This is a genomic window from Vibrio sp. Vf1514 (assembly GCF_052076135.1).
GTDB lineage: Bacteria > Pseudomonadota > Gammaproteobacteria > Enterobacterales > Vibrionaceae > Vibrio > Vibrio furnissii.
In genome coordinates this window covers 2,288,596-2,301,605 of record NZ_CP197267.1, presented here as the reverse complement: position 1 = coordinate 2,301,605, position 13,010 = coordinate 2,288,596, and the positions used below count along the sequence as shown (strand labels likewise).

At 49.1% G+C, this 13,010-nt stretch carries 15 protein-coding genes; 9 read left to right on the top strand and 6 right to left on the bottom strand.

The annotated features are described in order from the left end of the window. Window positions 1-5: 5 nt before the first annotated feature. Window positions 6-902 carry a LysR family transcriptional regulator gene (locus ACS18Q_RS10580; protein ID WP_143678715.1) on the bottom strand — a complete coding sequence of 299 codons (897 nt, stop codon included), beginning with the start codon at window positions 900-902 and terminating at the stop codon, window positions 6-8. A gap of 123 nt (window positions 903-1,025) precedes the next feature. On the opposite strand from ACS18Q_RS10580, the gene ACS18Q_RS10575 reads away from it, so the two are divergent. Together ACS18Q_RS10575 and ACS18Q_RS10570 are read left to right on the top strand one after the other, a co-directional pair. Continuing rightward, on the top strand, window positions 1,026-1,433 hold the full coding sequence (locus ACS18Q_RS10575; protein ID WP_038150800.1) for a CidA/LrgA family protein: 408 nt from the start codon (window positions 1,026-1,028) through the stop codon (window positions 1,431-1,433). Window positions 1,434-1,442: 9 nt separating this feature from the next. After that, window positions 1,443-2,132: an LrgB family protein gene (locus tag ACS18Q_RS10570; RefSeq protein ID WP_086027258.1), complete on the top strand. Its 690-nt coding sequence runs from the start codon at window positions 1,443-1,445 to the stop codon at window positions 2,130-2,132. 71 nt (window positions 2,133-2,203) lie between these two features. On the opposite strand, the gene fldA is transcribed toward ACS18Q_RS10570, so the two are convergent. From fldA to ACS18Q_RS10555, 3 genes are all read right to left on the bottom strand, one after another. Next, the gene (gene fldA, locus ACS18Q_RS10565; RefSeq protein WP_004724600.1) at window positions 2,204-2,731 is read right to left on the bottom strand and encodes a flavodoxin FldA; all 528 of its coding nucleotides are present in this window, start codon (window positions 2,729-2,731) and stop codon (window positions 2,204-2,206) included. 54 nt (window positions 2,732-2,785) lie between these two features. Then, window positions 2,786-3,007 (bottom strand): DUF2788 domain-containing protein, encoded by a 222-nt coding sequence (locus ACS18Q_RS10560; protein ID WP_004724598.1) that lies wholly within the window; start codon window positions 3,005-3,007, stop codon window positions 2,786-2,788. Between the two features lie 133 nt (window positions 3,008-3,140). Further along, window positions 3,141-3,905, bottom strand: coding sequence for an alpha/beta fold hydrolase (locus ACS18Q_RS10555; protein ID WP_441257068.1), 765 nt, complete (start codon window positions 3,903-3,905; stop codon window positions 3,141-3,143). Between the two features lie 92 nt (window positions 3,906-3,997). Between ACS18Q_RS10555 and seqA the strand changes: the two genes are divergently transcribed. Then, on the top strand, window positions 3,998-4,537 hold the full coding sequence (gene seqA, locus ACS18Q_RS10550) for a replication initiation negative regulator SeqA (protein ID WP_004724593.1): 540 nt from the start codon (window positions 3,998-4,000) through the stop codon (window positions 4,535-4,537). Between the two features lie 108 nt (window positions 4,538-4,645). Continuing rightward, a complete protein-coding gene (pgm, locus tag ACS18Q_RS10545; protein ID WP_441257067.1) occupies window positions 4,646-6,292 on the top strand; it encodes a phosphoglucomutase (alpha-D-glucose-1,6-bisphosphate-dependent) in 1,647 nt (548 codons plus the stop codon). 51 nt (window positions 6,293-6,343) lie between these two features. Here the strand turns inward: pgm and ACS18Q_RS10540 are convergent, their stop codons facing one another. Continuing rightward, a complete protein-coding gene (locus ACS18Q_RS10540) occupies window positions 6,344-7,117 on the bottom strand; it encodes a DUF1853 family protein (protein ID WP_441257066.1) in 774 nt (257 codons plus the stop codon). 88 nt (window positions 7,118-7,205) lie between these two features. Here ACS18Q_RS10540 and ACS18Q_RS10535 point away from each other — a divergent pair, with 88 nt between their 5' ends. Further along, complete coding sequence (locus tag ACS18Q_RS10535; protein ID WP_055465374.1) at window positions 7,206-7,964, top strand: Nif3-like dinuclear metal center hexameric protein; 759 nt, start codon at window positions 7,206-7,208, stop codon at window positions 7,962-7,964. A 73-nt stretch (window positions 7,965-8,037) separates the two neighbouring features. Here the strand turns inward: ACS18Q_RS10535 and ACS18Q_RS10530 are convergent, their stop codons facing one another. Next, on the bottom strand, window positions 8,038-9,327 hold the full coding sequence (locus tag ACS18Q_RS10530; RefSeq protein WP_004724584.1) for a citrate synthase: 1,290 nt from the start codon (window positions 9,325-9,327) through the stop codon (window positions 8,038-8,040). Between the two features lie 394 nt (window positions 9,328-9,721). Between ACS18Q_RS10530 and sdhC the strand changes: the two genes are divergently transcribed. From sdhC to ACS18Q_RS10510, 4 genes are read left to right on the top strand one after another with little or no spacing between them, the layout of a single operon-like run. Further along, entirely contained in the window at window positions 9,722-10,114 is a 393-nt protein-coding gene (gene sdhC, locus ACS18Q_RS10525) for a succinate dehydrogenase cytochrome b556 subunit (protein WP_038150794.1), read from the top strand. Beyond that, window positions 10,108-10,452 carry a succinate dehydrogenase, hydrophobic membrane anchor protein gene (gene sdhD / locus ACS18Q_RS10520; protein WP_038150792.1) on the top strand — a complete coding sequence of 115 codons (345 nt, stop codon included), beginning with the start codon at window positions 10,108-10,110 and terminating at the stop codon, window positions 10,450-10,452. Before sdhC ends, sdhD begins: the two co-directional genes overlap by 7 nt. Further along, window positions 10,453-12,219 carry a succinate dehydrogenase flavoprotein subunit gene (gene sdhA, locus ACS18Q_RS10515; RefSeq protein ID WP_004724577.1) on the top strand — a complete coding sequence of 589 codons (1,767 nt, stop codon included), beginning with the start codon at window positions 10,453-10,455 and terminating at the stop codon, window positions 12,217-12,219. 14 nt (window positions 12,220-12,233) lie between these two features. Continuing rightward, on the top strand, window positions 12,234-12,941 hold the full coding sequence (locus tag ACS18Q_RS10510) for a succinate dehydrogenase iron-sulfur subunit (RefSeq protein WP_004724576.1): 708 nt from the start codon (window positions 12,234-12,236) through the stop codon (window positions 12,939-12,941). The last annotated feature ends 69 nt before the right edge of the window (window positions 12,942-13,010 follow it).

Below are 13,010 nucleotides of genomic sequence, written 5' to 3'. Positions count from 1 at the left end.
GACATTCAAGGTTGGGGATACTTTTGATCTCGATAGTCACGGCACAGGCTGATCCACGCGTCGGCGGTGCGTGACACATAACGCTCTGAATGCCAGATGACGCCGAGTTGCCAGTCAATGGAAGGCGTCATGGTTTTGACCACCACGCCTTCGCCCTGTATGCGGTGACATAGCGGTTCGGGTAAGAAGGCCACACCAACCCCACTTTTGACCAATGCGACCAAGAAATCCCATTGGCTGCTGCGAGCGGCCACTTGCGGCGCAAAACCTTCTTGTTGGCACAAAGCGTCGATGTATTCGCTGAGCGTGAATTCTTGCGTGTAAACGTAGAACGGTTCGTCTTTTAGATCTTGCCAATGAACGGTCTCGAGATCGCGCCAAGGCGCGGTATCGGGCAACACTGCACGAATCGGATAGCTGTCGAGTTCCAAGGTGTTGAGGTTCTGCGCCGCATTTAAAGATAACATCGTCACTGCCACATCGAGATCGCCCTCAGATACCGCTTGCTCAATTTTTCGCCCGCCATATTCGACGATGGTCATTTCGACGTTTGGGTATGTTTGGCGGTAGCGGCGAATCAGGCCGGCGTAGACATGGCCGACCATCGGCGGGATCCCCAAGCGTAAATGTCCGCGTTGCAGCTCATTCAAATCGATGAGTTCCGCTTCGAGCTGCGACATCTGCGCGAGGATCTCTTGCGCGCGCTGAAACACGATGTCGCCAGCGTCGGTTAACCAAAAGCGTCGGCCTTCGCGATGCAAAAGTGGTTGCCCGACATCTTGTTCTAAGCTGCGAATCATCTTGCTGATGGTGGGTTGCGTGACAAACAATTTTTCAGAAGCGCGGGTAAAGCTTTGTTCATTCACCAACTCGACAAAATAACGCAGTGCTTTGATGTCCATGATTGTGCCCGTTGAATTAAACTATTCCATTTTGGCATAAATTTGATAATAAAAAGTCATTTTGTGACGGTTTTAAGCATGCTTATACTGTGACTAATTTCACAAAACAAGCGAAGAGCAAGCATGAAACGGGTAGGAAATAGCTTAATGACGCTGAGCCAGATTGCGGTACTGGCGTTGATTTGGTTTATCGCAGACTTTCTGGTGCGTGAGTTTCATTTACCCATCCCTGCCAACCTCACCGGGATGCTGCTGTTGCTGGCCTTGGTGTTTAGCAACATCGTGAAGGTGGATTGGTTGCGCCGCGGCGCAACATGGTTATTGGCGGAAATGCTGCTATTTTTTGTCCCTGCGGTGGTGGCGGTCGTGAACTATCAGGATCTGATGATTCAAGAAGGGCTGCGTATTATGGTGGTGCTGATTGTGAGCACGATTGTGGTGATCGCATCGACAGCTTGGGTGGTGGATAAACTGTATCGGTTTGAACTCAAACTGGCGCGTCGTAAAAGCAATCAATTGCGGAGAGCTTAAGTGATGAGCTTGAATGATTCACTCTTGGGCGTATTGTGTCTGGTGCTGACCTTGGCATTTTACTACGGCAGCAAATCACTTTATCGCCGCAAACGCTCTATCTTCTTGATGCCCTTACTACTGGCGCCATTGCTGTTAGTTGCAGTGGTCATGGGCTTTCACATTCCTTATCAGGATTACATGGCTGAATCACATTGGCTGTTGTGGATGCTTGGCCCGGCAACGGTGGCATTTGCGATTCCAGTGTATGACAACCGCCATTTGATTCAGCGTCATTGGTTGTCGTTGTCGGTTGGCGTGCTGGTGTCGGTGATTGTGGCGGTCGGCTCCACCGTGCTGTTGGCGCGTTGGTTAAACTTGCCAGAATTGTTGCAGCGTAGTCTCGCGATGCGCTCCATTACCACACCGTTTGCCGTTGAAGCCACCAAATCGATCGGGGGTCAGAGCGACCTAACCGCGCTGTTTGTGGTGTTGACTGGGGTGATTGGTATGGCTGTGGGCGAAGTCGTGTTGACCGTGTTGTCGATTCGTTCTCGCCTAGGTAAAGGTGCTAGCTTGGGCGCATCGGCGCACGGTGCGGGTACCGCTAAGGCTTATCAAATCGGCAATTCGGAAGGGGTGGTCTCAAGTGTGGTGATGATGATTGCTGGGATGGTCACTGTGCTGATTGCCCCGCTACTGGGAAGCATTCTTTGGTAATGTGTTCTTCTTGGTCATGTGTTCTTCATGGATAAAAAAATCCCCAGCCTTGGCTGGGGATTTTTTATGGATTAGTCTTCAAGTTCAGCCAGACACATTTCGTCGTAAACTTGTTTGACCCATTTGGTCACGCGTTCTTCAGTCAGTTCAGGTTGGCGATCTTCATCAATACATAGACCCACGAAGTGGTTCTCATCAACCAGCGCTTTTGACGCTTCAAACTCGTAACCTTCAGTTGACCAGTGACCCACAACTGTGGCGCCTTTGGCTTCTACGATGTCACGCACAGTGCCCATCGCATCACAGAAGTATTCCGCGTAATCTTCTTGGTCACCACAACCAAAGATAGCAACCAGCTTGGTTGAGAAGTCAATCGCTTCTAGTTCTGGGAAAAAGTCGTCCCAGTCACATTGCGCTTCACCGTAATACCAAGTCGGGATACCAAGCAGTAGCAGATCGAAGTTGTCGATGTCTTCTTTGCTGCTTTTTGCGATATCTTGAACGTGAACAAGTTGTTTACCGAGTTGTTTTTGAATCATCTTTGCAATAGCTTCGGTGTTACCTGTATCGCTACCAAAAAAGATACCTACACTTGCCATAGAGTCTTTACCTTTAAATTGTAATGGGGTGGCGGATGGTTGAACGCTCAGGCATCAGCCCAAGCCAGTCCCTTCCCAACTAAGTTGGATAATGCCTTTGGCAATAAAGCCAGCACAACCTAAAAACAGAACAAGCCACACAATACGACGGCCAAATACCGGAACATTACCTTGTTTCAATACGTCTTTAATTGCCATCCCGATGAGGAAGAAAATAGACGCAAACAGGAGATCAAGTCCTATCGATTCGATCATGTTCATATAGTCGTACAGCATGGTTATCCTTTATGCCAATTTGCTTGCGCGCACTATACCATTGTTATACGGCAAAGTTAATGCGCGGATGAGAATCGATTTCACACTTGTATGAAGAGAACATCGTGGATGTTGCGTGGTGAAGCGGGCTGCCTCACAGGATAAATTTACGAATCGCGCGCAGTACTTCCGCCGGTTTTTCCGCATGTAGCCAGTGGCCCGTATTGGCAATGACATGCGCTTTGGCATGACTGAACTGGGCTTGCACCTGCGCTTGATGTTCGGCGGTCAGATAATTGGAGTCGCCACCTTTGATGAACAGGGTGGGTATGTCGCAGCGTGCGATCGGTTCCCAGCCCATGATCGATGTGTAGTTGGCTTTCAGTGCCGCGACGTTAAAACGCCACACCATCACGCTGTCTTGGTTCATCATCGATTTACCCAAAAACTGGCGCACTCCGTCGATTTCAACGTGTTTGGCTAAAATCGCCATGGCTTCGCTGCGTGATGACGGCTTTTGCTCCAAGACGGCTTCCAATCCGGCAATCACATTTTCGTGGCGGCGTTCGGTGTATGCGACGGGCGCCATGTCCAGAATCACCAGTTGCGCCACTTTTTCTGCCGCTATATCGGCGAGTTTCATCGCCACTTTGCCACCCATGGAGTGACCGATAATGGTCGCTTGTTGAATGTTGAGGTGGGTCAATAGCTGATCCACATCGGCGGCCATCAGCGCGTAATTGTGTGCGTCAGAGTGGAATGAGTGACCATGATTGCGCAGGTCGATACTCAGAACTTGATGATCGTTTTTTAGATCGCGAGCCAGTAGCCCGAGGTTATCCAGACTACCAAACAGACCATGGATCAAAACAACGGTGTGACCCTCACCTTCAAGTTTGTAATTCAGAAGTGCTGACATTTTATCTTATTAGTAATGGGTTTAACGTAGAGTCTCAGCGAAGATCTCGCTATAATCCCCCAGAGTTTAAACATTGAGATTGTGAAAAGCGAATGAAAACAATTGAGGTTGATGAGGATCTATACCGTTACATTGCAGGCCAAACCCTTCACATTGGTGAGAGCGCATCGGACATTCTGCGCCGCCTGTTGAACGTGGATGGTCAAAGCACTCCAGTGGCGCCTAAAGCGGCCGCGGCACCTAAAGGTATAGTGGTGAGTAAAGATGCTGGTCAAGAAACGAAACTGGATTGCGTGAAAGAAATGCGCTCTCTTCTGATTTCAGACGAATTTGCCGGTCTGAAAAAAGCGGTTGATCGTTTTATGCTGGTGCTTTCTACCCTTCATCGCATCGATCCAGCCGCTTTTTCTGAAGCGATGTTGGTGAAAGGTCGTAAGCGCGTTTACTTTGCTGACAATGAGCAAACCCTGCTGGCAAATGGTCAAACGACGAAGCCAAAGGCGATTCCAAACACGCCGTTTTGGGTGATCACGAACAATAACACCAGCCGCAAACAGCAGATGATTGAGCAAGTGATGATTCGCATGAATTTCCCAGCGGACATTATTGAAAAAGTTACTCAATCGATTTGATTTGTAACGATCGAGCACGAAAAGTCTGATTTGAACCTCATAATATGCAAACCAAACTGCGTATTATGAGGTTTTTTATTTGTCGTTATATTTTGAAAGGATGTCTTTATGGCAATGCACCCACGTGCAGGACAAAAAGCGCAACAGCAAGACCTGCATAATATTCCAGCACTTGTAGCAAACTACTACCTTCTTCAGCCGAATCCGAGTAATCCAAAACACAAAGTGGAATTTGGAACGTCGGGCCATCGCGGCTCCGCTGATAAAGCGACCTTCAACGAAAATCATATTCTGGCCATCGCACAAGCGATTGTTGAAGTGCGTGCAGCGCAAGGCACTGCTGGCCCAATCTTTGTGGGTAAAGATACTCACGCGTTGTCTGAACCAGCATTTAGCAGTGTTGTTGAAGTGCTGGTGGCCAACGGTATTGAAGTGATTGTGCAACAAGACAACGGCTACACGCCGACGCCGGGTATCTCTCACGCGATTTTGACGCATAACCTGAAACATGCAGAAAAAGCGGACGGCATCGTGATCACGCCATCGCACAACCCACCGCAAGATGGTGGTATCAAGTACAACCCGACGCACGGTGGCCCGGCCGAAGGTGAGTTGACACAAGCGATTGAAAACCGCGCCAACCAACTGATTGCAGAAGGCTTGAGCGGCGTCAAACGTATGTCGATCACGGAGGCCAAAGCATCACCGCTGTTCAAACAAGTCGATTTGGTAAAACCATACGTCGATGACTTGGTGAATGTGGTGGACATGGCGGCGATTCAAAAAGCCAATCTGAAATTGGGTGTGGATCCACTGGGTGGCAGCGGCATCGATTACTGGCGTCAAATTGGTCAGGCGTACAACCTGAACCTGACATTGGTGAGCGAAGCCATCGATCCAACCTTCCAATTTATGTCTTTAGACAAAGATGGTGTGGTGCGCATGGACTGTTCATCTCCCTATGCAATGGCGGGTCTGTTGGCACTGAAAGATGAGTACGATCTGGCATTTGGTAACGACCCAGACTACGACCGTCATGGCATCGTGACGCCCAAAGGCTTGATGAATCCAAACCATTTCCTCGCGGTGTGTATCGATTACTTGTACCGTCACCGTGACGGATGGGGTCAGGATGTCGCCGTGGGTAAGACGCTGGTCTCAAGCGCGATGATCGATAAAGTGGTGGCCGATCTTGGCCGTGAATTGTGCGAAGTGCCTGTGGGCTTTAAATGGTTTGTGGAAGGATTGTACAGCGGCAAATTCGGTTTTGGCGGTGAGGAGAGTGCCGGGGCATCGTTCCTGCGTAAAGATGGCACGCCTTGGTCAACTGACAAAGACGGCATCATCTTGTGTCTGCTTGCAGCTGAAATCACGGCGGTAACCGGCAAGAACCCGCAGCAATATTACGATGAACTGGCTGCTAAACACGGTGAATCGCAGTACAACCGAATTCAGGCGGTGGCGAATGGCCCGCAAAAAGAGGTGTTGAAAAAACTCTCTGCCGAGATGGTCTCTGCGCAAACGTTAGCTGGTGACCCCATCACAGCGCGTCTAACGCATGCGCCAGGTAACGGCGCTGCGATTGGCGGCCTGAAAGTGACCACCGATTTTGGCTGGTTTGCGGCGCGCCCATCGGGCACGGAAGACATCTACAAAATCTACTGCGAAAGCTTTAAAGGCGAGCAGCACCTGAAACAGATTGAAGCGGAAGCGCAAGAGATCGTCAATCAGGTGTTTAAAGACGCGGGCTTGTAAGCCGCATTGTCATAGAAAGGCGACCTTCGGGTCGCCTTTTTTATGCGGTTTTTATTCGAGAGCGCTGGATTGTGGTTCGCTGTGTGGCCAATGCCTTGGCACGATGAACCAAAAACGTCCGGATGGGGTCTGGCAATGCACAAAGCCTGATTCGCCGCCGTCATACAGCTCTGAATCCTCGGTTCGTCCCGTGAGCCATTGCGCTTTGGTGAGTGTATACAGCGGCTCTTCAATCTGCGCCAGCTGATCCTGATAGCACCAGTAACCGTTGATTTGTGAGGTATTCAATGCAAAGCCGAGGCATTCGCTCGGTACATTTTCCGGTTCAAACGGATTCATGTATAAGCGCCCCTGCATCAACAGGTTTTGTTGTGCGTTTGCCCATAAGGGGTAGGTGTTCATAAACGCGTCGCTGGCAGACAGCGGTAACTGATGTTCGAGCATGTGAGCCAGTTTGAGATCGAGCCGGTCTTGCGCGTTGGGGCCATACCAAAGCCCTTGATGCAGCAGATAAAACTTCACCGCCACTTCCCAGTGTTCATACTGCTCTGTGCGGCGATTTTTCACGATGAAATCAAGCGACCCCAAAGTGCGACCGGCTTGATTGAGCTGAATTTCTTCCGACACCGCATTGTAGCGGGGTGTGGCGGTAAACAGCTGTTGACACAAATATTGGTAGAGAAATCCTAAACGTTGATTGCCTTGATACACCGGCCATTCCGTCGGAATGTAGTGAATGAATGGCGTTTTCCCCGCAATGGGAGGGGAGGGTTGAAAAAGCGAGGGCGTTGATGCGACCCATTCCGTCAGTTGTTTTAAGTCCATATTCTCGTTATCCCATTGGCATCGTCTTCGACATTTTAGTCTTAAATTGTTATAACCTCGCCATGATTATCATGCAATGGACGAGAAGATGAATAATTTACAGTTTGAAGCATTGCTCAATGAGACGTTGTCTCCACAATTGATCAAAGATTACTGTCCCAACGGCCTTCAGGTGGAGGGGCGTTCGGAAATCAAGAAAATCATCACCGGCGTGACCGCGTCGAAAGCCCTGATTGAGCAAGCCATCGAACACAACGCTGATGCGCTGTTGGTTCATCATGGCTATTTCTGGAAAGGGGAAAGCGAAGCGATTCGTGGCATGAAAGGCGACCGGATTCGTCAGTTGATTAAACACGACATCAATTTATTGGCTTACCATCTTCCGCTCGATATTCATCCGCAACTGGGCAACAACGCGCAGTTGGCTAAGCGACTCGGGATCGAAGTTGAAGGCGGTCTTGAAGGACATCCTCAATCGGTGGCCATGTACGGCTCTTTAGCTGACGCGATGACGGGAGAAGCATTGGCTCAGCGTATTGCCGATGTGCTAAAGCGTCAGCCGCTGCATATTGCGCCAGAATTAAAAGATAAATTGATCAAAAAAGTGGGTTGGTGCACTGGCGGTGGGCAAGATTATATCGAGCTCGCAGCAGCGCAGGGGATGGATGCGTTTATTTCTGGTGAGATCTCTGAGCGGACAACGTATTCAGCGCGTGAGCTCAACATTCACTACTTCTCGGCAGGGCATCACGCAACAGAACGCTATGGTGTGAAAGCGCTGGGTGAATGGTTGGCAAAAGAACACGGGTTTGACGTGACGTTTATCGATATTGATAACCCTGTATAAGCGGGGAGGTCAGCCATAAAAAAGAGCGAGGGTTGCCTCGCTCTTTTTGTTTATACACAAAACATCTGGGGTGTTATTCGCGCTCGTATAGCGGCACGAAATCACGCATCTTCTCACCCGTGTAAAGCTGACGAGGACGACCGATGCGGTTGCTTGGGTCGCTGTGCATTTCGTTCCAGTGTGCAATCCAACCGATCGTACGAGACATTGCGAAGATAACCGTGAACATTGACACAGGAATACCAATCGCTTTCAGAATGATACCTGAGTAGAAATCCACGTTCGGGTACAGTTTCTTCTCAATAAAGTAGTCGTCAGACAGAGCGATGCGTTCCAGTTCCATTGCAACGTCTAGCAGTGGATCTTGAATGTTGAGCTCTTTCAGGACTTCATGACATGCTTCGCGCATAACTGTCGCGCGAGGGTCGTAGTTTTTGTACACGCGGTGACCAAAGCCCATCAGACGGAATGGGTCATCTTTATCTTTGGCGCGTTCGACGAATTCAGGAATTTGATCAACACTGCCAATCTCTTCCAACATGCGTAGACATGCTTCGTTTGCACCACCGTGTGCCGGGCCCCACAGAGACGCGATACCCGCTGCAATACATGCAAATGGGTTGGCACCAGAAGAACCCGCTAGACGTACTGTTGACGTCGACGCGTTTTGTTCGTGGTCTGCGTGTAGGGTGAAAATTTTATCCATCGCACGCGCAACCACCGGGTTGACATCGTACTCTTCACATGGTGTTGCGAACATCATGTGTAGGAAGTTCTCTGCATAGCCCAAGTCATTACGAGGGTAGATAAATGGTTGACCTACAGAGTATTTATAACACATTGCTGCCAGTGTCGGCATTTTAGACAGAAGACGATAAGCCGCGATCTCGCGGTGCACGTCATTATTAATGTCGAGTGAATCGTGGTAGAAGGCCGCTAGCGCGCCCACTACACCACACATTACAGCCATCGGGTGAGCATCACGACGGAAACCGTGGAAGAAGCTCGCGATTTGCTCATGAACCATCGTGTGACGAGTTACAGTCTTTTTAAACTCTTCATACTGTTTGCGATTAGGGGCTTCACCGTAAAGTAGGATGTAACACACTTCCAAGTAATCGGCGTTATTGGCTAACTGATCGATTGGGAAACCGCGATGTAGCAGAACACCTTTGGCGCCGTCGATGTAAGTGATTTGAGATTCACAAGATGCAGTGGCAAGAAAACCCGGGTCAAACGTAAAGTAGCCATTTGAGCCAAGTTTACGAACGTCGATTACTTGAGGACCAATTGTCCCGTCCATAATCGGCAGTTCGATTGGCGCTTTGCCTTCGATATGAAGGGTCGCTTTCTTATCTGCCATAACAATCTCCTTTGTTTATTATTTAATCCGTCCAGGATGTTTGTGTGACATTCTTGTACGTCCGATCTTAATCAAAGTCAATTCTTCTCCTCTGATGTGTGCACTTACTTTGATTTTTTATACATATAAAGTTAAAAATCTGTTCTGTGTAGCAAAAATTGTTACATCAATTGTTGTACAATGTTGCTAGCCGTATATTGGCGTAGCAAAATTTGGTGAAAACCTTATAAATACAAGGCTGAAAATAAATTTTTAGTGATGTTTTCATTCCTGCTGTTAACAACTATTTTACAATTTCGTTTCGATATTCGCCGAGAATTTGTTGAATAAATGTTAACTTTTGTAGGTTTGCGACCAAATTTCATCCATAACTATAAATGCTCAATGGAGCTGAGTGAGCAAGCCCGTGAAAGAAAGAAAGTCAAGACCTGTTAATTTAGATCTGCAGACCATTAGCTTTCCGATCACTGCAATCGCTTCTATCCTTCACCGCGTGGCGGGGGTTATTACGTTTGTGGCGGTCGGCATTTTGCTTTGGTTATTATCCATCTCATTATCCTCTCCAGTAGGTTTCATGGAGGCGAGTGACATCGTCAACGGTTTCTTCGTGAAATTTATTCTGTGGGGTATTTTGACCGCACTGTCTTACCACATTGTTGGTGGTATTCGTCACCTGCTTATGGACCTTGGCCACTTTGAAGAGTTGGACACAGGTGCAATGAGTGCAAAAGTTGCGTTCGGCGTAACAGCGGTTCTATCTCTATTGGCGGGGGTTTGGGTATGGTAAAGAACGTTTCCTCATTTGGTCGTAATGGGGTTCATGATTTCCTATTGATTCGCGCTAGTGCGATCATCATGACGCTTTACACCATTTATATTGTTAGCTTCTGTGCTTTCACTGATATTTCTTATGTCTCTTGGACTCAATTCTTTGGTGGTACCTTCACCAAAGTCTTCACAATGTTGGCGTTAGTTTGCATCCTGATTCATGGCTGGATTGGCCTATGGCAGGTACTGACTGACTACGTGAAGTGTTCAAAACTGCGTGGCGGACTTCAGCTCGTCGTAATCGCAGTGCTGTTCGGATACTTTTTCTCTGGCCTATTTGTATTGTGGGGTGCGTAAGTGACTATTCCAGTTCGTGAATTCGATGCCGTAGTAATCGGCGCTGGCGGTGCAGGCATGCGTGCTGCACTACAAATCTCTGAGCAAGGCTTGTCGTGCGCCCTGCTTTCAAAAGTTTTTCCTACTCGTTCGCACACTGTATCGGCGCAGGGTGGTATCACGGTTGCGCTGGGTAACTCTCATAAAGATAACTGGCAATGGCACATGTACGATACCGTTAAAGGTTCGGACTACATCGGTGACCAAAACGCGATCGAATACATGTGTAAAAATGGCCCTGAGTCGGTCATTGAATTAGAGAAAATGGGCCTGCCATTCTCTCGTTTCGACAACGGTACCATTTATCAGCGTCCATTTGGTGGTCAGTCAAAAGAGTTCGGTGGTGAGCAAGCGGCACGTACTGCGGCGGCAGCTGACCGTACCGGTCACGCTCTGCTTCATACGCTGTACCAACAAAACGTGAAACACAAAACCACCATCTTCTCTGAATGGTATGCCCTCGATTTGGTGAAAAACCAAGATGGCGCCGTCATGGGATGTACCGCGCTTTGCATCGAAACTGGCGAGATCTGCTATTTCAAAGCCAAAGCCACCGTGCTGGCGACTGGCGGTGCCGGTCGTATCTACGCCTCGACTACCAACGCACACATCAACACGGGTGATGGTGTGGGGATGGCGCTGCGTTCAGGTGTGCCGATGCAAGACATGGAAATGTGGCAATTCCACCCAACAGGTATTGCTGGTGCGGGTGTACTGGTCACTGAAGGCTGTCGTGGTGAAGGGGGTTACCTTCTGAACAAAGATGGCGAACGTTTCATGGAACGTTACGCGCCAAACGCGAAAGACCTTGCGGGTCGTGACGTGGTTGCGCGTTCAATGATGATTGAAATCCGCGAAGGCCGCGGCTGTGATGGTCCATGGGGGCCGCACATCAAACTGAAACTGGATCACCTAGGTAAAGATGTACTTGAATCGCGTCTGCCTGGTATCTGTGAACTGTCGCGTACATTTGCACACGTCGATCCAGTGAAAGAGCCAATTCCAGTCATTCCAACCTGTCACTACATGATGGGTGGCGTGCCAACCCAGGTTTCTGGTCAAGCGATCAAACAAACTGCAGCTGGTCAGGACGTTGAAGTTCAAGGTCTGTTTGCGTGTGGTGAAATCGCATCGGTATCAGTACACGGTGCAAACCGTCTGGGCGGCAACTCGCTACTCGACTTGGTGGTGTTTGGTCGTGCCACAGGTCTGCATCTGGGTGAAACTCTGGCTGCACAAGCGGAAGCGCGTCCTGCTACTGCATCGGATATCGAAGCGTCGCTGGCTCGCACCATGCGCTGGGAAAACAGCAAAGGTGGTGAAGATCCAGTTCAAATCCGTAAAGACCTACAACGCTGCATGCAAAACAGCTTCTCGGTATTCCGTGAAGGTGACGCCATGGCAACGGGTCTGGAAGAGCTAAAAGTGATTCGTGAACGTCTGAAAGATGCCCATTTGGCTGACAAATCTCAAGAATTCAACACGCAACGTGTGGAATGTCTGGAGTTGGATAACCTGATGGAAACCGCATTCTCAACGGCGGTCGCGGCAAACTACCGCACAGAAAGTCGTGGCGCCCACGCTCGTTTCGATTTCCCCGATCGTGACGATGCAAACTGGCTGTGCCACTCAATCTACAATCCGGAAACAGAGCAGATGAGCAAGCGTGATGTGAACATGGCGCCAGTTTATCGCGAAGCATTTCCACCAAAAGTACGTACTTACTAAGGGAGGACTGAACGATGAAACTGAATTTCTCTCTGTACCGCTACAATCCGGATGTAGATAAAAAGCCTTACATGAAAGACTATGTGCTTGAAGTGGAAGAAGGCTCAGATATGATGGTTCTTGACGCGCTCATTCTTCTGAAAGAGCAGGATCCAACCATCGCGTTCCGCCGCTCATGCCGTGAAGGTGTGTGTGGTTCGGATGGCTTGAACATGAACGGTAAAAATGGCTTGGCGTGTATCACACCGTTGTCAGCCATGAAAGGCAACATCGTGATTCGTCCGTTGCCTGGTTTGCCTGTTGTGCGTGACCTGATCGTCGACATGACGCAGTTCTACGACAACTATGCGAAAGTGAAACCGTTCTTGATCGCCGATGATGCGCTGCCACCATCACGCGAGAATCTGCAGTCTCCTGAAGAACGAGCGCATCTGGATGGTTTGTACGAATGTATCATGTGTGCATGTTGTACAACCTCGTGTCCATCATTCTGGTGGAACCCTGACAAATTTATCGGTCCTGCTGGTCTGCTTGCGGCTTACCGTTGGCTAATTGATAGCCGCGATACCGCAACAGATGAGCGCTTATCAAATCTTGATGATGCATTTAGCGTTTTTCGTTGCCATGGCATTATGAATTGTGTAAGTGTTTGTCCTAAAGGATTAAACCCGACAAAAGCTATTGGCCACATCAAGTCGATGCTGGTGAATCGCTCGGTTTAATAGATAAGAATCGCAGGCCTTCGGGCCTGCCTTTTATAGCTCGGCATAGACCGAAGCAAACGTGAAAAC

Excerpts from the sequence above, each read along its gene's own strand:
- fldA (WP_004724600.1), bottom strand. The coding sequence starts at position 2,731 with ATGGCAAGTGTAGGTATCTTTTTTGGTAGCGATACAGGTAACACCGAA.
- ACS18Q_RS10540 (WP_441257066.1), bottom strand. The coding sequence starts at position 7,117 with ATGGACTTAAAACAACTGACGGAATGGGTCGCATCAACGCCCTCGCTT.
- ACS18Q_RS10580 (WP_143678715.1), bottom strand. The coding sequence starts at position 902 with ATGGACATCAAAGCACTGCGTTATTTTGTCGAGTTGGTGAATGAACAA.
- ACS18Q_RS10510 (WP_004724576.1), top strand. The coding sequence starts at position 12,234 with ATGAAACTGAATTTCTCTCTGTACCGCTACAATCCGGATGTAGATAAA.
- sdhD (WP_038150792.1), top strand. The coding sequence starts at position 10,108 with ATGGTAAAGAACGTTTCCTCATTTGGTCGTAATGGGGTTCATGATTTC.
- ACS18Q_RS10535 (WP_055465374.1), top strand. The coding sequence starts at position 7,206 with ATGAATAATTTACAGTTTGAAGCATTGCTCAATGAGACGTTGTCTCCA.
- ACS18Q_RS10575 (WP_038150800.1), top strand. The coding sequence starts at position 1,026 with ATGAAACGGGTAGGAAATAGCTTAATGACGCTGAGCCAGATTGCGGTA.
- ACS18Q_RS10530 (WP_004724584.1), bottom strand. The coding sequence starts at position 9,327 with ATGGCAGATAAGAAAGCGACCCTTCATATCGAAGGCAAAGCGCCAATC.
- ACS18Q_RS10560 (WP_004724598.1), bottom strand. The coding sequence starts at position 3,007 with ATGCTGTACGACTATATGAACATGATCGAATCGATAGGACTTGATCTC.
- pgm (WP_441257067.1), top strand. The coding sequence starts at position 4,646 with ATGGCAATGCACCCACGTGCAGGACAAAAAGCGCAACAGCAAGACCTG.
- ACS18Q_RS10555 (WP_441257068.1), bottom strand. The coding sequence starts at position 3,905 with ATGTCAGCACTTCTGAATTACAAACTTGAAGGTGAGGGTCACACCGTT.
- seqA (WP_004724593.1), top strand. The coding sequence starts at position 3,998 with ATGAAAACAATTGAGGTTGATGAGGATCTATACCGTTACATTGCAGGC.